The organism is Thioalkalivibrio sp. ALE22 (genome assembly GCF_000381445.1).
Lineage (GTDB): Bacteria > Pseudomonadota > Gammaproteobacteria > Ectothiorhodospirales > Ectothiorhodospiraceae > Thioalkalivibrio.
Window position 1 is genome coordinate 82,608 of record NZ_KB906501.1, and the last position, 22,180, is coordinate 104,787.

The 22,180-nt window shown below is 67.3% G+C and carries 23 protein-coding genes; 12 read left to right on the forward strand and 11 right to left on the reverse strand.

Going from position 1 to position 22,180, the window contains the following annotated elements:
- The first annotated feature begins 2 nt into the window (after positions 1-2).
- Genes F793_RS0103705 through F793_RS0103725 form a run of 5 tightly spaced genes read left to right on the forward strand, consistent with a single transcriptional unit; the run spans position 3 to position 3,151 of the window.
- On the forward strand, positions 3-470 hold the full coding sequence (locus F793_RS0103705) for a PTS sugar transporter subunit IIA (protein WP_018881413.1): 468 nt from the start codon (positions 3-5) through the stop codon (positions 468-470).
- Positions 471-521: 51 nt separating this feature from the next.
- Positions 522-1,553, forward strand: coding sequence for an HPr(Ser) kinase/phosphatase (hprK, locus tag F793_RS0103710; RefSeq protein WP_018882435.1), 1,032 nt, complete (start codon positions 522-524; stop codon positions 1,551-1,553).
- A gap of 7 nt (positions 1,554-1,560) precedes the next feature.
- A complete protein-coding gene (gene rapZ / locus F793_RS0103715; protein ID WP_018882436.1) occupies positions 1,561-2,433 on the forward strand; it encodes an RNase adapter RapZ in 873 nt (290 codons plus the stop codon).
- A gap of 51 nt (positions 2,434-2,484) precedes the next feature.
- On the forward strand, positions 2,485-2,910 hold the full coding sequence (locus F793_RS0103720) for a PTS sugar transporter subunit IIA (RefSeq protein WP_018865596.1): 426 nt from the start codon (positions 2,485-2,487) through the stop codon (positions 2,908-2,910).
- Entirely contained in the window at positions 2,882-3,151 is a 270-nt protein-coding gene (locus F793_RS0103725) for an HPr family phosphocarrier protein (protein ID WP_018865595.1), read from the forward strand. Before F793_RS0103720 ends, F793_RS0103725 begins: the two co-directional genes overlap by 29 nt.
- Before the next feature lie 55 nt (positions 3,152-3,206).
- Here F793_RS0103725 and F793_RS0103730 read toward each other — a convergent pair whose 3' ends face one another.
- A complete protein-coding gene (locus F793_RS0103730; protein WP_018882437.1) occupies positions 3,207-4,097 on the reverse strand; it encodes a PfkB family carbohydrate kinase in 891 nt (296 codons plus the stop codon).
- Between the two features lie 136 nt (positions 4,098-4,233).
- Between F793_RS0103730 and F793_RS0103735 the strand changes: the two genes are divergently transcribed.
- Positions 4,234-4,644, forward strand: coding sequence for a nuclear transport factor 2 family protein (locus F793_RS0103735; RefSeq protein WP_018865593.1), 411 nt, complete (start codon positions 4,234-4,236; stop codon positions 4,642-4,644).
- Complete coding sequence (locus F793_RS0103740; protein WP_018880016.1) at positions 4,620-5,081, forward strand: nuclear transport factor 2 family protein; 462 nt, start codon at positions 4,620-4,622, stop codon at positions 5,079-5,081. The genes F793_RS0103735 and F793_RS0103740 overlap by 25 nt, the downstream gene beginning before the upstream one ends.
- 184 nt (positions 5,082-5,265) lie before the next feature.
- On the opposite strand, the gene F793_RS0103745 is transcribed toward F793_RS0103740, so the two are convergent.
- The 6 genes from F793_RS0103745 to F793_RS0103770 form a co-directional block, all read right to left on the reverse strand.
- Positions 5,266-5,808 (reverse strand): shikimate kinase, encoded by a 543-nt coding sequence (locus F793_RS0103745; protein WP_026280881.1) that lies wholly within the window; start codon positions 5,806-5,808, stop codon positions 5,266-5,268.
- Positions 5,809-5,912: 104 nt separating this feature from the next.
- Positions 5,913-8,066 (reverse strand): type IV pilus secretin PilQ, encoded by a 2,154-nt coding sequence (pilQ, locus tag F793_RS0103750; protein WP_196799890.1) that lies wholly within the window; start codon positions 8,064-8,066, stop codon positions 5,913-5,915.
- An 18-nt stretch (positions 8,067-8,084) separates the two neighbouring features.
- On the reverse strand, positions 8,085-8,627 hold the full coding sequence (locus F793_RS0103755; protein WP_018865589.1) for a pilus assembly protein PilP: 543 nt from the start codon (positions 8,625-8,627) through the stop codon (positions 8,085-8,087).
- Positions 8,627-9,208: a type 4a pilus biogenesis protein PilO gene (locus F793_RS0103760; RefSeq protein WP_018865588.1), complete on the reverse strand. Its 582-nt coding sequence runs from the start codon at positions 9,206-9,208 to the stop codon at positions 8,627-8,629. The genes F793_RS0103755 and F793_RS0103760 overlap by 1 nt, the downstream gene beginning before the upstream one ends.
- Positions 9,208-9,771, reverse strand: coding sequence for a PilN domain-containing protein (locus tag F793_RS0103765; RefSeq protein ID WP_018865587.1), 564 nt, complete (start codon positions 9,769-9,771; stop codon positions 9,208-9,210). Before F793_RS0103765 ends, F793_RS0103760 begins: the two co-directional genes overlap by 1 nt.
- Complete coding sequence (locus tag F793_RS0103770; protein ID WP_018876524.1) at positions 9,768-10,835, reverse strand: pilus assembly protein PilM; 1,068 nt, start codon at positions 10,833-10,835, stop codon at positions 9,768-9,770. The genes F793_RS0103765 and F793_RS0103770 overlap by 4 nt, the downstream gene beginning before the upstream one ends.
- 143 nt (positions 10,836-10,978) lie before the next feature.
- Between F793_RS0103770 and F793_RS0103775 the strand changes: the two genes are divergently transcribed.
- Both F793_RS0103775 and F793_RS0103780 read left to right on the forward strand, forming a co-directional pair.
- Positions 10,979-13,357: a penicillin-binding protein 1A gene (locus tag F793_RS0103775; protein WP_018882440.1), complete on the forward strand. Its 2,379-nt coding sequence runs from the start codon at positions 10,979-10,981 to the stop codon at positions 13,355-13,357.
- Entirely contained in the window at positions 13,357-13,962 is a 606-nt protein-coding gene (locus tag F793_RS0103780; protein WP_018865584.1) for a hypothetical protein, read from the forward strand. The genes F793_RS0103775 and F793_RS0103780 overlap by 1 nt, the downstream gene beginning before the upstream one ends.
- Positions 13,963-14,240: 278 nt before the next feature.
- On the opposite strand, the gene hemE is transcribed toward F793_RS0103780, so the two are convergent.
- From hemE to rpsU, 4 genes are all read right to left on the reverse strand, one after another.
- Entirely contained in the window at positions 14,241-15,296 is a 1,056-nt protein-coding gene (hemE, locus tag F793_RS0103785; RefSeq protein ID WP_018865583.1) for a uroporphyrinogen decarboxylase, read from the reverse strand.
- An 8-nt stretch (positions 15,297-15,304) separates the two neighbouring features.
- Positions 15,305-16,711: an FAD-dependent oxidoreductase gene (locus tag F793_RS0103790; protein ID WP_018865582.1), complete on the reverse strand. Its 1,407-nt coding sequence runs from the start codon at positions 16,709-16,711 to the stop codon at positions 15,305-15,307.
- 98 nt (positions 16,712-16,809) lie between these two features.
- On the reverse strand, positions 16,810-17,259 hold the full coding sequence (locus tag F793_RS0103795) for a GatB/YqeY domain-containing protein (RefSeq protein ID WP_018865581.1): 450 nt from the start codon (positions 17,257-17,259) through the stop codon (positions 16,810-16,812).
- Between the two features lie 40 nt (positions 17,260-17,299).
- Positions 17,300-17,515: a 30S ribosomal protein S21 gene (gene rpsU / locus F793_RS0103800; RefSeq protein WP_012981683.1), complete on the reverse strand. Its 216-nt coding sequence runs from the start codon at positions 17,513-17,515 to the stop codon at positions 17,300-17,302.
- A 179-nt stretch (positions 17,516-17,694) separates the two neighbouring features.
- On the opposite strand from rpsU, the gene aroB reads away from it, so the two are divergent.
- The 3 genes from aroB to F793_RS0103815 are packed head-to-tail and all read left to right on the forward strand — an operon-like array spanning position 17,695 to position 21,852.
- Positions 17,695-18,804 carry a 3-dehydroquinate synthase gene (gene aroB / locus F793_RS0103805; protein ID WP_018881420.1) on the forward strand — a complete coding sequence of 370 codons (1,110 nt, stop codon included), beginning with the start codon at positions 17,695-17,697 and terminating at the stop codon, positions 18,802-18,804.
- Between the two features lie 4 nt (positions 18,805-18,808).
- Positions 18,809-19,978: a deoxyguanosinetriphosphate triphosphohydrolase gene (locus tag F793_RS0103810; protein WP_018876529.1), complete on the forward strand. Its 1,170-nt coding sequence runs from the start codon at positions 18,809-18,811 to the stop codon at positions 19,976-19,978.
- Positions 19,979-19,989: 11 nt separating this feature from the next.
- A complete protein-coding gene (locus F793_RS0103815; RefSeq protein ID WP_026280795.1) occupies positions 19,990-21,852 on the forward strand; it encodes an SPOR domain-containing protein in 1,863 nt (620 codons plus the stop codon).
- Positions 21,853-22,180 lie beyond the last annotated feature (328 nt).

A 22,180-nucleotide genomic window follows, 5' to 3' on the forward strand; every position in this document is an offset into this window, starting at 1 on the left:
CCATGTCCATTGCCGAGTTGATCACCGCCGAGCGCATCCGCCTGGAGCCGGAATGCTCCAGTCAGAAGCGGGCCCTGGAGGCCCTGTCGGAACTCCTCGCCGGCGGCGGTGATGCCGGCGGACCGGGCAGCACCGCGATCTTCGAGGCCCTGTCCGCGCGCGAAAAGCTGGGCTCCACCGGCCTGGGCCATGGGGTTGCGATCCCCCATGGCCGCCTGGCCGATCTCGAGGCTCCGCGCGTGGCCGTCCTGCGCCTGGAGAGCGGCGTCGACTTCGACGCCATGGACCACGAGCCGGTCGATATCCTGATCGCCCTGCTGGTCCCGGAGGCCGCCACCAGCGATCACCTCGACCTGCTGGCCCAGCTGGCGCGCGGGCTTTCGCAACCGGACACCATTGCCGCCCTGCGCCGGGCCAGCGATGCCGCCAGCCTGGAACAGGAACTCGTCCGCCGCTTCCGCGAGGGCTGATCCCGTGCGCCCCGCACCCTGCCACGCCACCGGTCCCCGCCGGCCCTGCTCATGAACGAGGCACTGGGCGAAGGCGGGATTGCCCGCGACATCAACGTGGAGAGCCTGATCCAGGCCATGGGCAACCGCCTGGATCTGCGCTTCGTGCATGGCGAGCACGCCGCCCCCGACCGCAAGCTCGTCGGCGAGGACGGGGATGACCTGCCACTGGCCGGCCACCTCAACCTGATCCGCCCCAACCGCATCCAGGTCATCGGGGACTTCGAGGCCCGCTACATCGCCGGCCTCAGCGACGACCAGCGCAACGACCTGATCCTGGAGATGGCCCGCACCGGCACCACCGCGGTGATCTTCGCCGAGGACACCTGTCCGTTCTCGGAGATGCCCCATGCCCCGCAGGAGGCGCTGCCGCTGATCCTGTGCTCCAGCACCAGCAGCCACGAGATCATCGCGCTGCTGCGCTACTTCCTGCAGCAGCGTCTGGCGCACTTCGAGGTGCGCCATGGCGTGTTCATGGAGATCCTCGGCATCGGTGTCCTGATCAGCGGGGCCTCCAGCGTCGGCAAGAGCGAGGTGGCGCTGGAGCTGATCTCGCGCGGGCACCGCCTGATCGCCGACGATGCCCCCGAGTTCGCGCGCATCGCCCCCGACATCGTGCGCGGTCACTGCCCGGCCCTGCTCCAGGACCTGCTCGAGGTGCGCGGGCTAGGGGTCCTGAACATCCGCGCCATGTACGGCGACTCCGCGATCAAGGGCGGCAAGTACCTGCGGCTGATCATCGACCTGCGCGATCACGGCGAGCCCTCGCCGGTCCCCGACGACCGGCTGAACGGCCGCCGCGGCGAGATCGACATCCTCGGCCTGCGGATCCCGCTGATCAGTCTGCCGGTGGCGCCGGGTCGCAACATCGCGGTGATGATCGAGGCCGCCGTGCGCAACCACATGCTGCACATGCAGGGCTACATCGCCGGGGATGACCTGCGCGCCCGCCAACGCCGGCAGATGAGCGGCAAGGCCGAGGAGCCGCCCTACCACCGGGCCGTGCCCGCCACGACCGTCCCCAACCCGGACCCGGAGGGCTGAGTCCGCCATGCGCCTGCTGATCGTCAGCGGTCTGTCCGGATCCGGCAAGACCGTCGCCCTGCACACCCTGGAGGACGCGGGCTACTTCTGTGTGGACAACCTCCCGCTGCCGCTGCTGCCGGACCTGATCCGCCAGGTGCGCCAGGGCCACTACGACACCGAGGGCGATCGCCATCTGGCGGTGGGCGTCGACGTGCGCAGCGGGCTGGAGGCCCTGAAGGGGTTTGCCAGCCTGCTGGCCGGGCTACGGGCGGAGGGCCTGCAGGTGGAGGTCCTGTTCCTGCAGGCCTCAAGCGACGTACTGCTGCGGCGCTACCACCTGACCCGGCGGCGTCACCCGCTGGCGCGCGATGGCGTGCCCCTGGTGGAGGCCATCGACCGCGAACGCGAGTGGCTGGGCCACGTCGCGGCGGAGGCCGACCTGACGGTGGACACCTCGCGGCTGTCGATGCACGACCTGGCCCGTACCCTGCGCGACCGCATGGGCGAGCGCGGAGAGCACGAGCTGTCCCTGCTGTTCCAGTCCTTCGGCTTCAAGCACGGCGCGCCGATGGACTCGGACTTCGTGTTCGACGTGCGCTGTCTGCCCAACCCCTACTACGAACGCGAGCTGGCCGGCCTGACCGGCCGCGACCAGGCCGTATGCGAGTTCCTCGAGGGGCACGGGGAGGTCGCGGCCATGTTCGACAGCATCCAGGGCTTTCTCTCGCAGTGGCTCCCGCGGCTGCTGGAGGACCACCGCAGTTACGTGACGGTCTCGATCGGCTGCACCGGCGGCCGACACCGCTCGGTATACCTGGTCGAACGCCTTGCGGGGGCGTGGCGGGACCGGGAACATGTTACTGTTAGCACCCGTCACCGCGAGCTGGGCAAGCAGTAACCACGAAGCGCGGGGGCAGGCCCCTACGGAACCCGCAATTGGAGCAGATCCATGGGCGTTGGTCTCATTCTGATCACGCATCAAAATCTGGGCGACACCCTCTTGCAGACCGCACAAAGCATGCTTGGCGGCCTGCCCGATGACTGCGAGTCCATGGCGATGTCCCAGAACGACGACCCCGACGAGGTCCTGGCCCGCGCCCGCGAGCGCCTGACCACTCTGGACAGCGGCGCCGGGGTACTGATCCTGACCGACATGTTCGGTTCCACCCCCTCCAACGTCGCCAGCCGAGTGGCTCGCGGGGCCAACGCGCGCGTGATCGCCGGGATCAACCTTCCGATGCTGATCCGCGTGCTCAACTACCAGCATCTCCCGCTGACCGAGCTGGTCAACAAGGCCCTCTCCGGCGGGCATGACGGGATCCTTCTCTGCGACCAGGAGTGCAGCGATGCCGCAGCGCGTAGTCCCCATCGTTAATCGCCTGGGGATGCACGCGCGTGCTGCGGCCAAGTTTGTCAGCCTGGCCAGCCAGTACGCCGCCGATGTCACCGTCTCCCGCAACCAGCAGGAGGTCAACGGCAAGAGCATCATGGGGGTCATGATGCTGGCCGCGGCCCAGGGCAGCGAGATCACCATCGAGACCGAAGGCGAGGATGCCCCCGAGGCGCTGGACGCGCTGACTGAACTGGTGGCCGACCGCTTCGGCGAAGAGGCCTGATCCCCCTGACGCCTGTGTGCCGCTGAACCGGCGGCTATCCCCCTTTCTCCCGGCCCTAACCCGGCGCGGCGCCGAGGTCTGACACCTTCGCCGCCAGCCCCTCGAACCCGACCTGCGTGAGCTTGCGCTCGGCCAGGCGCACGGCCGCGTTCAAGGCCTGCTCGGGGGGGTTGCCGGAGACCAGCGCATCGATCAGGCCGGCATTGAAGGCATCTCCCGCACCCACGCTGTCCACCACCTGCAGACCGGGCGTGGGTGCACAGTGGTGGATCGCGCCACGGGCAGCCAGCCAGGCCCCGGCGCTTCCGGCCGTCACGGTCAGGATGCGGTCGGGGAAGCGGCTCGCCATCTGCCGCAGCGCGTCCTCCGGTGTGTCCGCCACGGTGGCGGCCCACTCCCGCGAAAGCATCAGGACGTCGGCATACTCCAGGCAGGCCTCCAGGCGGGGACGGGGTTTCTCCAGCTCCAGCGATACGGGCTGGTCGAAGATACTTGCGCGCGCGGCTGCCAGGATCGCGACCAGGGCTTCGGGGTTACGGCCCTCGAAGTGCAGCCAGTCGTATTCCGACCAGGGCACGCCGGAGACATCCGCTTCCTCCAGTTCGGGGAGATCGCGGTGGTGGACGATGGTACGGCTGCCGGTGGCCCGGGAACGAAGGATATGCGAGGTCGGCGTCGCTCCGGGTCGCCGCACGCAGTGCTGTACGTCCAGCCCGCGCGCCTGCAACTGCTCGACCAGGTCGTTCCCGCCGGCACCCCGGGCAATCACCGCGGCCAGTCCCGGGCGATGCCCGAACTGGGCCAGGATCGCCGCGGTATTGGTGGCGTTGCCGCCGGGCTGGGTCGTGCTGGCGAGCGCGCGGATCTCCGCGTCCTCGGCGGGAAATGCGGCGACGTCGAGGGTATGGTCGAGGGTCACAATGCCGGTGGCGAGGATGCGTGCCATGCGGGCTCCAGTGGTCCGGGGGCGCCATTCTGGCGGCTCGAGCCGACCACGTCATCTCCCGGCCCGGCCCGCATTCGTCATCGGGAAGCGCTCCTGCGACAATAAGCATTCCGATTCTGGAGCTCCCCCGACGCGTATGGCCACGTTCCCCTCTCCCCAGTCCGCGGAAGCCGCGTTCTACGAAGCCTTTCAGGCGGGCGACCCGCAGGGCATGCGCGAGGTCTGGCACGACAGCGACGAGTGCGTCTGCATCCACCCCGGGGGCGAACGCCTGCAGGGCACGGACGTGATCCTGGAGAGCTGGGACGACATTCTGCCCGGCATGCGCGGCGTCGTGGTCCACCGCACCCAGGTGACGGCGATCCCGGGCGATGACCTCGTCCTGCACGTCCTGCGGGAAAACCTCTACGTCCATGGGGAGCGCCGGGGCGTGATGCTGGCGACCAACGGCTACCGCCAGGTGGGCGACAGCTGGCGCATGGTGCTCCACCACGCCAGCCCGGACCCGGAACCGGCCCCGGAATGGCCGACCGGGGGCATGCACTGATGGAGACCGATGCCGACCGCTGCGTCGAGGCGTACTACACCGCGTTCCGCGCCGCCGACATCGAGCAGATGATGCGCCTGTGGGCCGAGCGGCCGGACATCGTCTGCATCCACCCGGGCAGCCCGCGCGCGCACCGCGGCGTGGCGGAGGTGATGGAGAGTTGGCTGCTGGTCTTCGCGCGCGAACTGAACATCGGCATCGAGCCAAAGATCGTGGGACGCCACGACAGCGGCGAAGTCATCAGCCTGGTCATCGAGGAGGCGATCACCCGCCCGGGCGACGTGGCGCCGACCGGGACCATCCTGATCAGCCAGACCTGGCGACGGGTGGATTCGCGCTGGCGGCTCCTGTTCCATCACGCCTCGCACGGCCGCCGCTCGCCCCCCTCCCAGGAAGGCATGTTCGTCCCCGACGGCGGCGGCAACACCCGCCACTGACGACCAACTGGATAACCCAACGGGAACCGCACACAGAAAGTCAAAAGCGGATCACAGGAAGGCTGGAAGATGGGAAGTTGGGTCAGGGTCCGGTGCGCTCGGGCATCACTCGCAAAATCACTCTTCCGCTCTTCCAGACTTCCTGTCACCGCTTTTGTCCTGTTTCCCCAAGAGGTCGAGCAAACTAACCGTCGGAGCGTGGTTGGCAGAGGTCGGGGCGCTGCACCTGGAGGGCCGAGCACACGCCCTTGACGGCGTCGCGCACACGTCGACCCTTGCCCTCCAGTGTCAGACTGGCGATCTCCTGGTAGAGCGGATCACGGGCCTCGAACAGCTCCTGCAGCCGCGCCTTCGGATCCGCCGCCTCCGCGATCAGCGGGCGCTTGCGGTTGCGCCGAGTGCGGCGGAACTGCTCCTCCACCGGGACGCGCAGGTAGATCACGAACTGCTCGCGCAGCAGCTCGCGATTCTCCGGGCGTTCCACGATCCCGCCACCCGTGGCGATCACGGCCCCCTCCTGTTCCAGCAGGGACTCCAGCATCGCCGTCTCGCGCTTGCGAAACCCCGCCTCGCCCTCGAACTCGAAGATGGTCGGGATATCCACACCGGTACGCCGCTGGATCTCCTGATCCGTGTCGAAGAAGGGACGCCGCAGCAGCCCGGCCAGGCCGCGCCCGATTGTGCTCTTGCCGGCCCCCATCGGGCCTACCAGTACGATGTTCTGCATGGTCACCAAGGCTACTGGCTGCACCCACCAAAGAAAAGCCAGGGACAGGCCCCGGCTTTCTGGTTCGGACGTTAAACCTCGCGCGCAACGGGCGCTCCGTGCGCCTAGTCAAGCACCCGCGGCGTCACAAAGATCAACAGCTCTGCCTTCGCATTCTCGGTCGCACGATTCCGGAACAAATTACCCAAGAACGGTATATCACCAAAGAATGGCACCTTTTCCAGAGACTCGCTGCTCTCGATTTCGTAGACACCACCAAGAACCACCGTCTCTCCGTCCCCGACAAAGACTTGTGTCTCAACCTCACGCTTGTTGATAGTCGGCACACCGAGTACCGCCTGGGCAAAATCAGGCTCATCCTTGTTCACGCGAATGTCGAGAATGACATTACCGTTGGGCGTGATCTGAGGGGTTACCTCGGTCGCCAGAAGAGCCTCGATGAACTGGGTAGAGGTCGCCCCGGATGCTGTCGCCTCCTGATACGGAATTTCTTGACCGTCCTTGATATACGCGGTCTGACCGTTTGCCGTGATAACACGCGGGCTGGAGATGATCTCGCCCCGGCCCTCAACCTCCAACGCCGAGAGTTCAAGATCCAGCAACACCCCGCTTCGCAGAATACTGATGCCAGCACGACCTGCGTCATTCCCTGCAGGTAACGAACTATTCAAACGATTGCCTAGTTCGACCCCGGTCGCCAACTCACCGGCCCCTCGGCTGCCAGAAGACGTCCCTCGCGCGGCACTCGCGCCGTCAAGAGACCCACCCGCACCGAGCTGAGTCCGTCGCCCCTCGCCACGCGAACCAGAAACACCAAAACGGGCACCAAGTTCGCGATTAAAGCTGTCTCGAGCAATGACGATACGCGTCTCGATCAGGACCTGCTGCACCGGCACATCCAGCGTCGAGACCAAGCGCCGCACGTCCTCGATGCGGCTCTGAGTGTCCTGCACCAGCAGCGTATTTGTGCGGCTATCGATCGTGACATTGCCGCGCTCGGAAAGGAATTGCGCCCCCTCGTCACTCCGGATCAGGGAAGCGATCTGTTCGGCTTGGGCGAAATTGATCTGCACGAACTCGGTGCGCAACGGCTCCAGTTCCTGGCGATCCCGCGCCGCCTCCATCTCCATGCGTTCGCGCGCGGCGATCTCCTCACTGGGGGCGACGTACAGGACGTTGCCGTCCATGCGCTTGTCGAGGCCGCGGGCGCGCAGAATGATGTCCAGCGCCTGGTCCCAGGGGACGTTGTTCAACCGCAGCGTGATGTTGCCCCCCACGGTATCGCTGACCACGATGTTCAGATCGGTGAAGTCCGCCAGCAGCTGCAGGACGGAGCGCACCTCGATGTCCTGGAAATTCAGCGACAGGCGTTCACCCTCGAATTCCTCTTCCTCACGCGCACGGGCCTGGCGCTCCGCCTCGGAGATCGGGGCGACCTCGAGGACAAACTGGCGGTCGCTCTGGTAGGACAGGATCTCGTATTCCCCGCGCGCCTCGACCTCCATACGCACGCGGTCACGTTCCGCGACGGTGTCGATCATATGCACCGGGGTGGCAAAGTCGACGACGTCGAGGCGGCGCTCGAGGGCTTCGTCGATCATCGCGCGGGGGAAGGTCATCTCGATGCGCCCCGCCTGCTCACGGACGTTGATCTCGGCGCCGGAGCGCGAGAGATCGACCTCGACGCGACCCTCGCCCTCGCTGCCGCGACGGAAGTCGATTCCGGTAATCTCGACCGGGCGCGCACTGCGGGTGACCGGGGTCGGTTCACCCGCGCGGTCCACGACCTGCTGGGTTCGGGCATCCGCCTCGGAGACCCCGCGACCCAGGGTCAGGATCAGGTTATTGCCCTCCACCCGGGTCTGGTACTCGGAGGCCTGGGTCAGATTGAGGACCACGCGCGTGCGGTTGCCCGCCTCTACGGAGCTTGCGCGCAGGATGGGCCCCACGTTCAGGTCGGTCTCGCGCTGTGGCAACGAGTTGCCCACGTTGGGCAGATCCAGCGCAATACGCGGCGGCGAATCAATCGCGAAGGCACGGATGTCGGAAGGCGGCGCTTCGGAGAAGCGCAGGTTCACCTGCACCCGGTCCCCGCTCAGGCTGCCGGCCCGGATCTCTTCCAGTTCGGTGGCAGCCACCCCCTGGGACACCATGAACAGCAGGCCGGCCACGACCGTCCCTGCGAAAGCGCGCATGGAAGAACCCATGTTGAATCCCCTGTTGGTTATGCCGACCTTGCGGCGAATGCTCGTCATCATGTTCTTCTCCCCCAACCGCTATTCGGTCAGCGCTACCGAATTCTCGCGTTCCACATGGCCCCCGAAGGCATCCGGCACCACCTCGATCAGCCGGATCTGGGTGGGCGTGATTTCGACGATTTCGCCGTGGTTCTGTCCCATGTAGTTGCCTTCCGTTACCCGCTGGACCCCGCGGTCCGGGGTTCGGACCAGGGCATAGCGAACGCCATGCTGCTCCAGCGACCCGACCATGCGCAGGGAATCCAGCGGGAAGCCCTCGAGGAACTCGCGCGGGCGATCGGGATCGACCTCGGCATCACCCGGCTGCCCCTCGGCCGCCGCCAGCTCCGGCTGCGCGATTACCGACGAGTCAAACGGCGACCGCGTATGTCCGGGATAGAGGTACGGTTCGTGCGGGTCCAGGGTCGGGATCGGCTCGATCCCGCTCCCCGGGCGCTCCTTTACCTCGGCGATATAGCGCTCGAGGTCGCGGTTATCCTGGGTGCAGCCGGAAAGCAGGAAGCCACCCGCCAGCACCAGGGCCAACCCGGGCCACACCACCTGCATGGAAGAATGCTTCATCAGTTCTCCTCCAGGTAGCGGTAGGTACGGGCGACCGCATCCATCAGCAGGTCATTGTCGGAATCACCGGGACGGATATGCATGTTGTGCATGGTCACCACCCGAGGCAGGGCCGACACCCCGCTGACGAACTCGGCGAGGTCCTCGTATCCGCCGCGGACCCGCAGCCGGATCGGGACCTCGGCGTAGAAGTCACGGCGGTTCTCGCCGCGGGGCTCGAACAGCTCGATTTCCAGCCCCGCCTGCAATCCGGTCTGCGAGATGTCCACCAGCAGACTGGGGATCTCCGCGCTGCTGGGCAGCAGCTCGAGCAGGGAGGCAAACATGCGCTCCATCTCCTCGAGCTGGTCCTCGTAGGCCTGAAGGTTGGCGGCGCGCTGCTGTTTGTCCTCGAACTCGTCGCGCAGCTGCAGTTCACGGCTCTCCGCGCGCTCGAGATCCGTGCGCTGATCACCGATGAACAGGTAGTAGGACAGGCCGAGGATGGCCAGGACAATTACGACCAGGATCAGGCCCTTGACGCCCCAGGAGGCCTCCCCGATGTTGTTGAAGTCGATCTGGTTGAGTTCCTTGAGATCCATCAGGAATCCCCCTCTTCGGCATCCGGCCGGGTCTGCGTGGCATCCAGACGGAAGTCACGCACCTGGAGACGACCCTCTTCCCGGGTCTCGATGATCTGCAGGTTGGAACTGCCCAGCCAGGGCGACGCGTCGATCCGGCGCATCAGCGCGGAGATCCGCGTGTTGGACTCGGAACGCCCGACCAGCCGGACATTCTCGCCCTCCTGACGAACCTCGCTAAGGAATGTGCCATCGGGCAGCGTCTCGACCAGCTGGTCAAACAGGTGGACCGCCTCGGGACGGCGGGCCTGCAGGGTCTGGATCACTTCCATGCGGGCGATAAGCGCCTCGCGCTGCTCGTCCAGATCTCGGATCCGGGCAATCTGGCGGTCCAGCTCGCGGATCTCGCTCTCCAGCATCTGGTTGCGCGACTGCTGATGGTCAATCAGCGCGCCCATGAAGCTGTAGCCGGCGAAGGCCAGCAGGACGCCGACCACGGCGGCGCCGCCGGCCGCACCGAAGAACTGCTTGCGCCGTTGCTCGCGGGCCTTCTCGCGCCAGGGAAGGAGGTTGATGTAGATCATGACGCATACCCCCGCATGGCCAGGCCACAAGCGGTCATCAGCGCCGGGGCATCATTGGCGAAGCGTTCCTGGTTGACCCGCTTGGCCAGCGCCATGCCGCGGAACGGATTGGCGATGGAGACCGGCGTGCCGGCAGCCTCCTCCAGCAGTTCGTCCACACCCGGGATGGCCGCACACCCGCCGCCCAGGAGGATGTGGTCGATGGTGTCCTGCGGGCGCGTGACGTAGAAGTACTGCAGCAGCCGCTGGATCTGGTCGACCATGGTCTGCTTGAAGGGCTCGAGGATGGAGCTGCCGTAGTCGGCCGGCAGGTCACCGCTCATCTTGGCGGACCCGGCTTCCTGATAGTTCATGCTGTAGCGGCGCATAATCTCCTCGGTAAGCATGCGACCGCCGAAATTCTGCTCGCGGGTGTAGACCACGCCCTCGTCCTGGCTGACGACGTACACCGCGGTGACCGAGGAGCCGACGTCCACCACCGCCACGATAGGCTTGCTTTCGCGATCGGGGATCTGCTCCATCAGGCGCTCGGCGGTGTGCTCGATCGCGTAGGCCTCGACGTCCACCAGCTCGGGGGTCAGCTTGGCGGCCTCGGCAATGGCCACGCGCGAATCGACGTTCTCGCGGCGCGAGGCCACCACGAGGACATCCACCATCTGCGGGTTCTTCTCGTTCTTGCCCAGGACCTGGAAGTCCAGGTTGACCTCTTCGAGGGTGTAGGGGATGTACTGATCGGCCTCCACGAAGACTTGGCCTTCGAGTTCCGCATCGCCCAGCGCGGCCGACATTTGAATGGTCTTGGTGATGACAGCGGAAGAGGGGACGGCCATCGCACAATGCTTGAGTCGAGTCCCGGACCGCTTGACCGCCCGGGCCAGGGCATTGCCCACGGCCTCGGTGTCCTGACAGACCTTGTCGACCATCACCCCGTCCGGCAACGGCTCGACCGCGAAGGCCTCGACCCGGTACCCCTTACCCTGTCGCGCCAGCTCCAGCACCTTGACGGCTGCCGAGCTGATGTCCACGCCCAGGACCCCATGTTTGGATTTTCCGAGACTCAGCACACATCCCCCTGTATACCCCAACGAAAGTAACTGGTAGCGTTACAATCACGTATGCTAGCTCGTTCACAATATACACCGCGACTTCGAGGTTGCAAGTCGCATTGAATGCGACTTCTCACCTTGGCCTCACTTTTTTTGCTGTCATGAATCCGGTCTTTAAGATTATTACGGCGCTGCTGGCCCTGATTCTGGCAGCCGGTATCGGCCTGTCCGTCGCCCTGGCCGCCCTGTACGTTTACTACGCACCCACCCTCCCCGAGGCGGACGCCGTGCGGGACGTGCGCCTGCAGACACCCCTGCAGGTACGCAGCGCGGACGGACGCCTGATGGGCGAGTTCGCGGAAGAGCGGCGCATCCCGGTGCGGATCGACGCCATCCCGCAGCAGGTTCGCGACGCCTTTATCGCGGCCGAGGACGAGCGTTTCTACGATCATCCGGGTGTGGACGTGATGGGGCTGGCCCGGGCCGCGCTCAACGTCGTCTCCACCGGCGGCCAGCGCACCCAGGGCGGCAGCACGATCACCATGCAGCTGGCGCGCAACATCTTTCTTACGCGCGACCGCACGTATGAACGCAAGCTCCGCGAGATCTTCCTGGCCATCCGTCTGGAACAGGAAATGTCCAAGGACGAGATCCTCGAGCTGTATCTGAACAAGATCTATCTGGGCCAGCGGGCCTACGGTATCGAGGCTGCCTCGCGGGTCTACTTCGGCCGGTCGCTGGAGGATCTGGAACTGGACGAGATCGCCACCCTCGCGGCCCTGCCCAAGGCCCCCTCCACGACCAACCCGGTCGCCAGCCCCGAACGCGCCGAGATCCGCCGCAACTATGTGCTGCGACGGATGTTGGAGACCGGCGCAATCGACGAGGCCGCCTTCGAAACGGCGGTGTCGCGCCCGGTCCTGTCGGAACGCCACACCGCCGCGACCGAAATCGACGCCCACTGGGTCGCGGAGATGGCACGCCAGATGGTTGTGAACCTGTGGGGTGACGAGGCCTATCGCCGCGGGCTCCAGGTGCACACCACGATTGATTCCCGCCAGCAGGAAGCGGCCAATCAGGCCCTCCGGGAAGGATTGCTGGAATATGACGAGCGTCACGGTTTTCGCGGTCCGGAGATGCGCATTCCGGAGGCCACCCTGGACGATTCCGATGCCCGCGAACGGGCACTGAAGGCCATCGGCATCCACGGACGCCTGCTTTTTCCCGCAGTGGTGCTGGGCCTGGACGAGGACGGGACCCTGCGGGTCGACGGTGGCCGCATCGGCGAGCAGACAATCCTGCCGGAGGACCGCGAATGGGCCGGATCGCCCGATTTCGCCCGCGGCGACGTCATCCGCATCCGCCCCTACACCGACGGGCGCTGGCGCCTGGCGCAGAAGCCGGAGGTTACCGGGGCCGTGATCGCGCAGGCCCCGGAGGACGGTGCCATCACAGCCCTGGCCGGCGGGTTCGATTTCTTCGAGAACCGCTACGACCGGACGACCCAGGCCCAGCGCCAGCCCGGCTCGGCCTTCAAGCCACTGGTGTACGCCCTCGCCCTGCGCGAGGGCTACCGCCCCGAAGGGACCGTCATCGACGCCCCGATGGTCTTCAACGACCCGGCGCTCGGGGCGGAATGGCGGCCCCAGAACTACACCCGGCGTTTCCATGGCGAGACTACCCTGCGCGAGGCACTGGCCAACTCCCGCAACCTCGCGTCCATCCGGCTGCTGGACCGCCTGGGTACCGGGAACGTCCACCTGGAACTGACCCGCTTCGGCCTGGACCTGGAAACCCAGCCAAACAACCTGTCCATGGTCCTGGGCACGGGGACCCTGACCCCGCTGCAGCTCAACAACGCCTATGGGGTATTCGCCAGCGGCGGCCGCCTGAACAGCCCCTGGATCATCACCCGCATCGAGACCGTGGATGGCGAGGTGCTCTACGAGGCCCCCACCGAACGCGCCTGCCCGGCCCCCTGCTCCAGCCCCAAGGGGCAGGACCTGCCGCTGGTCGCGAGCAGCGGGCCCCTGCAGTACACCGACCCCACTCCGGTCCTGCAGCCCGGGGTCGCCTGGCAGATGGGCGAGATGCTGCGCGGCGTCATCACCTCGGGCACGGGCCGGCGCGCCCTGGAGCTCGGGCGCTCCGACCTGGCCGGCAAGACCGGCACCACCAACGATTACCGCGACGCATGGTTCGCCGGGTTCAACGCGGACCTGGTCGCGACCGCCTGGATCGGGTTTGACGACAATCGCGAACTGGGCCGGCGCGAGAGCGGCGGACGTGCGGCACTGCCGATCTGGACGCGCTTCATGGGGAGCGTTCTGGCGGATGAGCCGGAACGCCCGCTGGAGCGCCCCGACGACCTCGTGCGCGTCGCCATCCTGCCGAATGGCCAGCGCGCGCCCAGTGACGACACGCCGGGCGCGCGCAACCAGTGGCTACTGCCCCATCAGATCCCGGAGCGCGGCCACGTGATCCCGGGGAGCAACGGAGACGGCGACAGCGGCAGTCAGCAACCCGAACTGGTGTTTTGATGGGCGCCCCTTCGCGTATCCGCCAGGAACTGGCGCAGGAGGCCGCGCGCATCATGCTTGACGACGGCATCCGCGACTTTGCGCTCGCCAAGCGCAAGGCCGCCGAGCACCTGGGAGTGGACAACCGTCACGAGATGCCCGGCAATCTGGAGATCCAGGATGCCGCCATCGAGCGCAGTCGGCTGTTCGCCAGCCCGGCCAGCCGCGCCGCCTATCGTGAACGACTGGCGGCGGCCCTGATCGTGATGGAGCGCCTGCGCCATCTCGAGCCGCGCCTGGTCGGCCCCCTGCTCCAGGGCCTGGTCGAATCCCAGCCCCTGCTCAATCTGCATGGTTTTGCCGAGACCGTGGAGGAGGTAATCCTGGAACTGGGTGAACGGGGTATCCAGTGCGAGACCGGGGAACGCCGCTATCGCAGCCGTCAGGGCCGCGAGCAGCGTATTCCCTTCCTCGCCTTTCGCGGCCCCGACGACACCGACGTGGAACTCACGGTCTTCCCGCTGGACGGGTTGCGCCAGTCGCCCCCCTCCCCGGTGGACGGGCGACCGATGCCCCGGGCCACGCGCGCGGAGGTAGAAAGGCTGCTGGCAGAGGCCGACGCCTAAGAAGCGCCGGCAGCAGCGGACTAACCAGGGGATCGAGATCAAGCGCCGCCGGCGCGCTGCGATCGCCCAGGAGCCTATCGGGCTTGGGTGGTCGTCGCGAGCGTGATGGGAGAGTGAGACCCTTTTTTCGGTCTCTCGAGGCGCATAGTGGGGACTATGTAACGAGAGAGAGCGGAACAGGGGCCGCTCTCCCATACGCGCAGCAGATCACTCCCAAATCCGACAGGCTCCTAGTAACACCCCGGCGGCCAGCCCGGGCGGCGGCGAACCGCATGCCGCTATCGGCGGTAGTTCGTGACCGTATCCACCATCGCCGCGACGCGCTCGGGATCGATGCCCGGGTGAACGCCATGGCCCAGGTTGAAGACATGCCCGGTATCGCGATCGAAACCGTCCAGCACCCGCTGCGTCTCCTCGCGCACCACGGCCTCCGGCGCGTAGAGCACCGACGGGTCGAGATTGCCCTGCAACGCGACACGGTCACCGACCCGCCGGCTGGCCTCGCCAATCTCGATGGTCCAGTCCAGGCCCAGGGCATCCGCCCCGGTATCGGCCATCGTCTCCAGCCAGGCCCCGCCGCCCTTGGTGAACAGCGTCACCGGCACACGGCGACCGTCGTTCTCGCGGATCAGGCCATCGACGATGCGCTGCATGTAGGCCAGCGAAAACTCGCGATAAGCGCGCGGGGTCAGGGAACCGCCCCAGGTGTCGAAGATCATCACCGACTGGGCGCCGGCGCGGATCTGGGCGTTGAGGTAGTCGGTGACCGCGGTGGCCACCTTCTGCAGCAGGGCGTGCATCGCCTGCGGCTCGCCGTACATCAGACGCTTGGTCTCGGCGAAGTCGCGCGAGCCCTGGCCCTCGACCATATAGGTCGCCAGGGTCCACGGGCTGCCGGCGAAGCCGATCAGCGGCACCTGGCCGTCCAGTTCGCGGCGGATCAGGCGCACCGCATCCATCACGTAGCGCAGTTCCTGCTCCGGGTCGGGCACCGGGAGGTTCTCGATCGCCTCCAGCGTGCGGACCGGCTCGCGGAATCGCGGGCCCTCGCCGGTCTCGAAGTACAGCCCCAGCCCCATCGCATCCGGAATGGTCAGGATGTCGGAAAACAGGATCGCGGCGTCCAGCGGGAACCGGCGCAGCGGCTGCATGGTGACTTCGCAGGCCAGCTCCGGGTTCTGGCAAAGGCTCATGAAGCTGCCGGCCTGCGCGCGGGTCTCGCGGTATTCCGGCAGATAGCGCCCGGCCTGGCGCATGATCCAGATCGGCGGACGGTCCACCGGCTCGCGCAACTGGGCCCGCAGGAGACGATCGTTTTTCAGGCTATTGGACATCGAAAGGCTCAGACGCCGAGGTATTCGAGGATGCCTTCGGCGGCCTCGCGGCCCTCGAAGACGGCGGTGACCACCAGGTCGGAGCCGCGCACCATGTCGCCGCCGGCAAACACCTTCGGGTTGCCGGTCTGGAAGGCATGCTCGCCCGCGGTCTGCACGCGCCCGCCCTCGTCGATACCGATCTTGTAGTCGGCAAACCAGTCCGAGGGCGACGGACGAAAGCCGAAGGCGATCAGCACCCGGTCGGCCGGGATCACGTGCTCCGAGCCGGGGACCGGTTCGGGACGGCGGCGGCCGCGTTCGTCCGGGGCACCCATCTGGGTGCGCACGACCTTCACGCCCTCTACCTTGCCGTCGCCGACGATCTCCACCGGCTGCACGTTGAATTCGAAGTGCACACCCTCTTCGCGCGCATGCACCACTTCCTTGCGCGAGCCGGGCATGTTCTCTTCGTCGCGCCGGTAGGCGCAGGTCACCGAGGCGGCGCCCTGGCGAATCGAGGTGCGGTTGCAGTCCATCGCGGTATCGCCGCCGCCCAGCACGACCACGCGCTGCCCGGCCATGTCGATGAACTCGCCGCCCTCTTCCTGCGGCCAGTTCATCACCTGGCGGATGTTGGAGATCAGGAACGGCAGGGCCGGATACACGCCCGGCAGGTCCTCGCCAGGAAAGCCGCCCTGCATCGCCGTGTAGGTGCCCATGCCGAGGAACACGGCATCGTATTCCTCCAGCAGGGCGTCCATCGCGATGTCGCGGCCGATCTCGGTATTCAGCCGGAACTCGACCCCCATGCCCTCGAGGATCTCACGGCGGGTGCGGATGACGTGCTTTTCCAGCTTGAACGGCGGGATGCCGAAGGTCAGCAGGCCACCGATTTCCGGATAGCGATCGAACACCACCGCCTGCACGCCGTTACGGGCCAGGATATCGGCGCAGCCCAGCCCCGCGGGGCCGGCGCCAATCACCGCGACCCGCTTGCCGGTCGCGGTGACGTCGGAGAGATCCGGGCGCCAGCCGGCCTTCAATGCCTCGTCTGTGATGTACTTCTCGACCGAGCCGATAGTGACCGCGCCGAAGCCGTCATTCAGGGTGCAGGCGCCCTCGCAAAGACGGTCCTGCGGGCACACGCGGCCGCAGACCTCGGGCAGGGAGTTGGTCTTGTGCGAGAGCTCGGCCGCGGCAAACAGGTTGCCCTCTTCCACCAGTTTCAGCCAGTTCGGGATGAAGTTGTGGACCGGGCATTTCCATTCGCAATAGGGATTGCCGCAAGCCAGACAGCGGCCCGCCTGCTGCCCCGCGGTCGCCGGGTCGAACTGACCAATGATCTCGCCGAACTCGTGGATCCGGATCTCGGCGGGGGTCTTCTGGGGGTCCTGGCGCGGCAGGTCCAGGAACTGCATCGGATTGGAAGCCATGGATCACTCGCTCCGACGGGAACCGGCGGCATGACGCCACGGGGTTCAACCGTTCATGCGTTCAGGAATGGTTCGTTTCGCTCAAACGAGCGTAACGGTCAAGAATGCCCCAGTGCGGACCGGACCTTCTGGCTCACCACACCCATGTCGGCACGACCGAAGACCCGGGGCTTGAGTACGCCCATCACCTTGCCCATGTCGCCGGGGGCCGCGGCGCCGGTCTCGGCGATCGCCTCCTGCACCAGCTGATCGAGGGCCGCCGCATCCAGCGGCTCCGGCATGTATTCCTCGATGATGGCGATCTCCGCGGCCTCGCGCGCGGCGAGATCCTCGCGACCACCCTTCTGGTACTGATCGATGGAGTCGCGCCGCTGCTTGAGCATGCGATTGAGGATTGCCAGAACGGTGTCGTCGTCGGCCTCGCGCCGCTCGTCGACCTCGAACTGCGACACCTCGGCCTGAATCATGCGCAATGCCGCCAGGCGGTCCTTCTCCCGGGCCCGCATGGCCTGCTTCACGTCATCCTGCAACCGGGCCTTGAGCGACATGGTCGGGTCCTCGGGTCCGGGCAGCTACCCGGACAGGGGTTCAGTACAGGCGCACCCGGCGGGTCATGTCGCGGGAGTTCTTCTTCAACTGGCGCTTCACCGCGGCCGCGGCCTTGCGCTTGCGTTCGGTGGTCGGCTTTTCGTAGTACTCGCGGCGGCGGACTTCCGCGACCACGCCGGCCTTCTCGCAGGTGCGCTTGAAACGGCGCAGGGCGACCTCGAAGGGCTCATTCTCACGAACTCGTACGTGCGGCATACAATCTCCGAAACGGATGCTGGATCTTTTCGATCAAAAACAACAAAACCGGCCGCCAACACTCCGGGCGACCATGCAGAACTCCCTATGGTAATCCAACCCGCACCAATTGCAAAAGTCCGTGAAGCGATCCGCAGCACGGCACATGCCCGGCTTACGCCATCATCGGCCCGCACGCTATGATGGCGCACATGGAAAGCCTCAATGTCGAACTGGGCGAGCGCGCCTACCCGATCCACATCGGGCCGGGCATGCTGGCCGCCCCGGAACACCTGCGCCCGGCGCTGGCGGGCCGGCGCGTCGCGGTGGTGACCAACACCACCGTGGCCCCCCTGTACGGCGACGCCCTGCGACGCAGCCTCGCGGCCTGCGACCTTGACGGCGAGCCGTTGTGGATCGAACTGCCCGACGGCGAACAGCACAAGACGCTGGCCACGGTGGAAAGCATCCTGACCCGGCTGCTGGAGGCTCGCCTGGACCGGGGCAGCCGGATTGTCGCCCTCGGCGGCGGCGTGGTCGGCGACATCGCCGGGTTTGCCGCCGCCATCTATCAGCGCGGCATCGACTTTGTGCAGGTGCCGACCACCCTGCTCGCCCAGGTCGATTCCTCCGTGGGCGGCAAGACCGGGGTCAACCACCCGCTGGGCAAGAACATGATCGGCGCCTTCCACCAGCCGCGCGCGGTCGTGATCGACACCGACACCCTGAAGACCCTGCCCCGGCGCGAGCTGCAGGCCGGCCTGGCCGAGGTCATCAAGTACGGCCTGATCCGCGACGCCGACTTCTTCGCCTGGCTGGAGGAGCACATCGACGCCCTCGGCGCGCTGGATCCGGAGGCGCTGGCCCACGCCATTCGCCGTTCCTGCGCCTGCAAGGCCGAGATCGTCGCCGCCGACGAGCGCGAGGGCGGCATCCGCGCCCTGCTGAACCTGGGCCATACCTTCGGCCACGCGATCGAGGCCGGCATGGGCTATGGCGCCTGGCTGCACGGGGAGGCCGTCGGCACCGGCATGGCCATGGCCGCACGCATGTCGGAGCGCATGGGCTGGCTGGACCGCGCCGGCCGCGAACGCGCGGAGGCCCTGATCCGACGCGCCGGCCTGGCCCTGGAGCCCCCGGCCGAGGTCACCCCGGAGCGCTTCCGCGAATTGATGGCCATCGACAAGAAGGTCGCCAGTGGCCGCCTGCGGCTGGTCCTGCTGCGCGGCATTGGCGAGGCCGTGCTGACCGACGCATTCGATCCGGCGGCCCTGGACCATACCCTGCGCGAGCATGCCCGTGTCGCCTGAGGCCATGACCACGCCCGGCAGCCTCACACTGGGACTGGCACCCTGGGCCTGCGATCCCGCGCACTCGCGCGGGCGCGCCCAGGCGGAGCCCGCCCCCCGCCACCGCAGCGACTTCCAGCGCGATCGCGATCGCATCGTGCACTCCAGCGCCTTTCGCCGCCTGGAGTACAAGACCCAGGTCTTCATCAGCCACGAGGGCGACCTGTTCCGCAACCGTCTGACCCACTCGCTGGAGGTCGCGCAGATCGGGCGCTCGATCGCGCGCGCCCTGCAACTCAACGAGGACCTGGTCGAAGCCATCGCCCTGGCGCATGACCTCGGCCACACGCCGTTCGGGCACGCCGGGCAGCACGCCCTGAATGCCTGCATGCGCGAGCACGGCGGCTTCGAGCACAACCTGCAGTCCCTGCGCATCGTCGATCTGCTGGAGCGCCACTACGCCGAGTTCGACGGCCTCAACCTGACCTTCGAGACGCGCGAGGGCATCCTCAAGCACTGCTCGCCCGAAAAGGCCCGCCAGCTGGGCGAGGTCGGGGTGCGCTTCCTGCAGAAGGAACAGCCGAGCCTGGAGGCCCAGCTCGCCAACGTGGCCGACGAGATCGCCTACAACAATCACGACGTCGACGACGGCCTTCGCTCGGGTCTGCTCACCATGGACCGCCTCGCCGAGGTCACCCTGTTCCGCGACTGCCGCGAGAAGGTCCAGGCCCGCTATCCGGATCTGGATCCACGGCGAACCCAGCACGAGACCGTGCGCCGCATGATCGACACCCTGGTCAGCGACCTGATCGGGAGCAGCCAGGCGGCCATCGACCGCCACCGCCCGCAGTCCGCCGATGACGTCCGCCGCGCCGGGGAGGCCCTGATCCGCTTCAGCCCGGAGGTGGCCGAGCAGGCGCGTGAACTCAAGGGCTTCCTGCGCGAGAACCTCTACCATCACCATCAGGTCCACGGGGTCATGCACAAGGCACGTCAACTGATCCACGATCTGTTCGCCGCGTTCGAGTCCGAGCCCCGCCTGATGCCCGAGAACTACCAGCGCCACGCGGACGCAATCGCCGCGCATGATCCGCACGCCCTGCAACGCGCCATCGCCGACTACATCGCCGGCATGACCGACCGCCACGCCATCCGCGAACACCACCGCCTGTTCGACCTGGGCACGCTGACCTGAGACCGAATCCGATGGCGCTTTCCGAACAATGCCTGGAACAACTCGGCCTGCACGCGCCGCCGTTTGACGACGCCCCCGACGAGACCTTCATCTACAGCGATCCGCTGCTGGACGGCCAGCTGGAATCGGCACGGGCTGCCCTGAACGGCCCCGGGGCGGTCGTCCTGATGACCGGGGAGAACGGCTCCGGACGCAGCCTGCAGCTGATGCGGCTGCTGGCCATGCTGCCCGACCCGTTCGAGCTGATTGCCTTCCGCGCGCGGATCAATACCCAGTTCGAATCGGTGGACAACACCATTCGCAACTACCTGCGCTCGCAGAACGCGGACGACCCCGACCGCCCCCTGACCGAACTGCTGGCCGACCGCGTCGACGACGGCGTCGACCCGGTCATTGCCATGGACGACGCCCATCTGGTGGGCACCGACATCGTCAACAATCTGATGCGCATGCGCAGCGAGGTCCTCGCCAAGCACGGCCGCGCCCCGCGCATCATCCTGGTGGGGTCCGGCGGCCTGCTGCGCCGCCGCCTGTACCTGCCCGACCCCTCCGACGAGGATCAGGTCACCCGGGTCAGCCTGCGCGCCTTCAACCTGGAACAGACCGCGGCCTACCTGCGCCACCGCCTGCAGGCGGCGGGCCTGACCGACCCCGACCGCCTGCTGGACGCGGACGCCATTGCCCACCTGCAGACCACCAGCCAGGGCCTGCCGGGCAACCTCAACCGCGAGGCCAACAGCTTCCTCGAACGCCAGTGCCGCAGCGAGCGCCGGGCCAGCGCCGCGGCGACCACCGGCAGCGCCGCGCCCGGCGTGGCCGCAGGGGACGCCGCCGAGGTCGATACCCCCGACCCGGAACCGGACACAGAAGAACCGGCCTTTCACGCCGCTCGCAGGGAGCCCGAGCCGACCCCCGAGCCCGCCCCGGACCCGGAACCGAGCCTCCGGGCGGGCCGCGACGACGAGGACTTCACGCCCGCGGCCGAAGCCCTGTCCACCTCCACCGCCGAGCCTCCCGCCCCGGAGAGCTCCGCGAGCGAGCCGGGCAGCATTGCGGCCGACGACCGTATCCCCGAGCCCCCGGCACCGGAAAACGCCGCGTTCTGGAACCAGCGCTGGTTCGTACCCGCCGTCGCCATCACCGTGGCACTGGGGATCGCCGCACCGGTCGCCTGGCAACTGCTGGAGGGCGAGCCCGCGCCCGCCGACAGCGAGATCATCGAGCTACCCCTGCCCGAACCGCGCGTCACCGAGGCCGAGCCCGAACCCAGGCCCGAGCCGGCGCCCGCGCACGATGACGAGATCGCCGTGGCCGACCCGCTGGATCTGCCCCCGCCGGCCGCGGCCGAACCGTCCGCGCCCGGGACCGACTCCCCGGAACCGGCCGCAGAAGCACCCGAACCCGAACCTGAACCCACCGCAGAAGCCGGTGACGCAGAACCCGCTCCGGAGCCGGAGCCAGCACCCGAGCCGGAGCCAACCCCCGAGCCCGCACCGGAACCGGCGCCAGAGCCGGAACCGGAACCCGAGCCGGAACCCGCCGCCGAAGCACCGGCCGTGGACGACGCCGACGCCGCGCGTCTGGCCAGTGACCGCGACTGGCTGAACAACCAGGACGGCAGCGCCACGACCATCCAGCTGCTGGCCGCGCCGAACATGGAGGCCGCACGCGCATACGCGGACCAGCACGATCTGGGTGCCATCCGCTACATCCCGACCCGGGTCAACAACCGCGACTTCGTGGTCATCCTGGCCGGAGTCTTCTCCGACCGGGCGGCCGCCCAGCGCGCCGCCGAGGACCTGCCGGCCGCAGTGCGCAACGACGAGCCCTGGATCCGCTCCATCGGCTCGGTCCAGAACGCCGTCCGGGATTAAGCTGCACCCACCACAAGGTGCCCAAAGAGAACCTGAAAAGCATTAACAGGAAGATGGGAAGACGGGAAGGAAAAGACGATTCCGACCAAAAACATTCCAGTCAGTACCTTCCAGTCTTCCCATCTTCCTGTGAACCGCCTTCGACCTGATTGGTGGCTCCGTGGTGAACTACCCTGCCGGACTTTAACCTGCGCGGGTGTCGTGTCTTTTTGACCGGGCCCGGTTTGCCGGGAGAATGGCGGTTCGCTATATTCCTGCGCCTTTTTTCGTGTTCTTGTTCCCAGGGACGGCCCTGACCCACGTACCGCGCCCGCGCAAGGCCCTGCGC

What these genes read in the sequence shown, in the direction of transcription:
- F793_RS0103705 (WP_018881413.1), top strand. Translation starts at nt 3, where the DNA reads ATGTCCATTGCCGAGTTGATCACCGCCGAGCGCATCCGCCTGGAGCCG.
- hprK (WP_018882435.1), top strand. Translation starts at nt 522, where the DNA reads ATGAACGAGGCACTGGGCGAAGGCGGGATTGCCCGCGACATCAACGTG.
- rapZ (WP_018882436.1), top strand. Translation starts at nt 1,561, where the DNA reads ATGCGCCTGCTGATCGTCAGCGGTCTGTCCGGATCCGGCAAGACCGTC.
- F793_RS0103720 (WP_018865596.1), top strand. Translation starts at nt 2,485, where the DNA reads ATGGGCGTTGGTCTCATTCTGATCACGCATCAAAATCTGGGCGACACC.
- F793_RS0103725 (WP_018865595.1), top strand. Translation starts at nt 2,882, where the DNA reads ATGCCGCAGCGCGTAGTCCCCATCGTTAATCGCCTGGGGATGCACGCG.
- F793_RS0103730 (WP_018882437.1), bottom strand. Translation starts at nt 4,097, where the DNA reads ATGGCACGCATCCTCGCCACCGGCATTGTGACCCTCGACCATACCCTC.
- F793_RS0103735 (WP_018865593.1), top strand. Translation starts at nt 4,234, where the DNA reads ATGGCCACGTTCCCCTCTCCCCAGTCCGCGGAAGCCGCGTTCTACGAA.
- F793_RS0103740 (WP_018880016.1), top strand. Translation starts at nt 4,620, where the DNA reads ATGGCCGACCGGGGGCATGCACTGATGGAGACCGATGCCGACCGCTGC.
- F793_RS0103745 (WP_026280881.1), bottom strand. Translation starts at nt 5,808, where the DNA reads ATGCAGAACATCGTACTGGTAGGCCCGATGGGGGCCGGCAAGAGCACA.
- pilQ (WP_196799890.1), bottom strand. Translation starts at nt 8,066, where the DNA reads ATGATGACGAGCATTCGCCGCAAGGTCGGCATAACCAACAGGGGATTC.
- F793_RS0103755 (WP_018865589.1), bottom strand. Translation starts at nt 8,627, where the DNA reads ATGAAGCATTCTTCCATGCAGGTGGTGTGGCCCGGGTTGGCCCTGGTG.
- F793_RS0103760 (WP_018865588.1), bottom strand. Translation starts at nt 9,208, where the DNA reads ATGGATCTCAAGGAACTCAACCAGATCGACTTCAACAACATCGGGGAG.
- F793_RS0103765 (WP_018865587.1), bottom strand. Translation starts at nt 9,771, where the DNA reads ATGATCTACATCAACCTCCTTCCCTGGCGCGAGAAGGCCCGCGAGCAA.
- F793_RS0103775 (WP_018882440.1), top strand. Translation starts at nt 10,979, where the DNA reads ATGAATCCGGTCTTTAAGATTATTACGGCGCTGCTGGCCCTGATTCTG.
- F793_RS0103780 (WP_018865584.1), top strand. Translation starts at nt 13,357, where the DNA reads ATGGGCGCCCCTTCGCGTATCCGCCAGGAACTGGCGCAGGAGGCCGCG.
- hemE (WP_018865583.1), bottom strand. Translation starts at nt 15,296, where the DNA reads ATGTCCAATAGCCTGAAAAACGATCGTCTCCTGCGGGCCCAGTTGCGC.
- F793_RS0103790 (WP_018865582.1), bottom strand. Translation starts at nt 16,711, where the DNA reads ATGGCTTCCAATCCGATGCAGTTCCTGGACCTGCCGCGCCAGGACCCC.
- F793_RS0103795 (WP_018865581.1), bottom strand. Translation starts at nt 17,259, where the DNA reads ATGTCGCTCAAGGCCCGGTTGCAGGATGACGTGAAGCAGGCCATGCGG.
- rpsU (WP_012981683.1), bottom strand. Translation starts at nt 17,515, where the DNA reads ATGCCGCACGTACGAGTTCGTGAGAATGAGCCCTTCGAGGTCGCCCTG.
- aroB (WP_018881420.1), top strand. Translation starts at nt 17,695, where the DNA reads ATGATGGCGCACATGGAAAGCCTCAATGTCGAACTGGGCGAGCGCGCC.
- F793_RS0103810 (WP_018876529.1), top strand. Translation starts at nt 18,809, where the DNA reads ATGACCACGCCCGGCAGCCTCACACTGGGACTGGCACCCTGGGCCTGC.
- F793_RS0103815 (WP_026280795.1), top strand. Translation starts at nt 19,990, where the DNA reads ATGGCGCTTTCCGAACAATGCCTGGAACAACTCGGCCTGCACGCGCCG.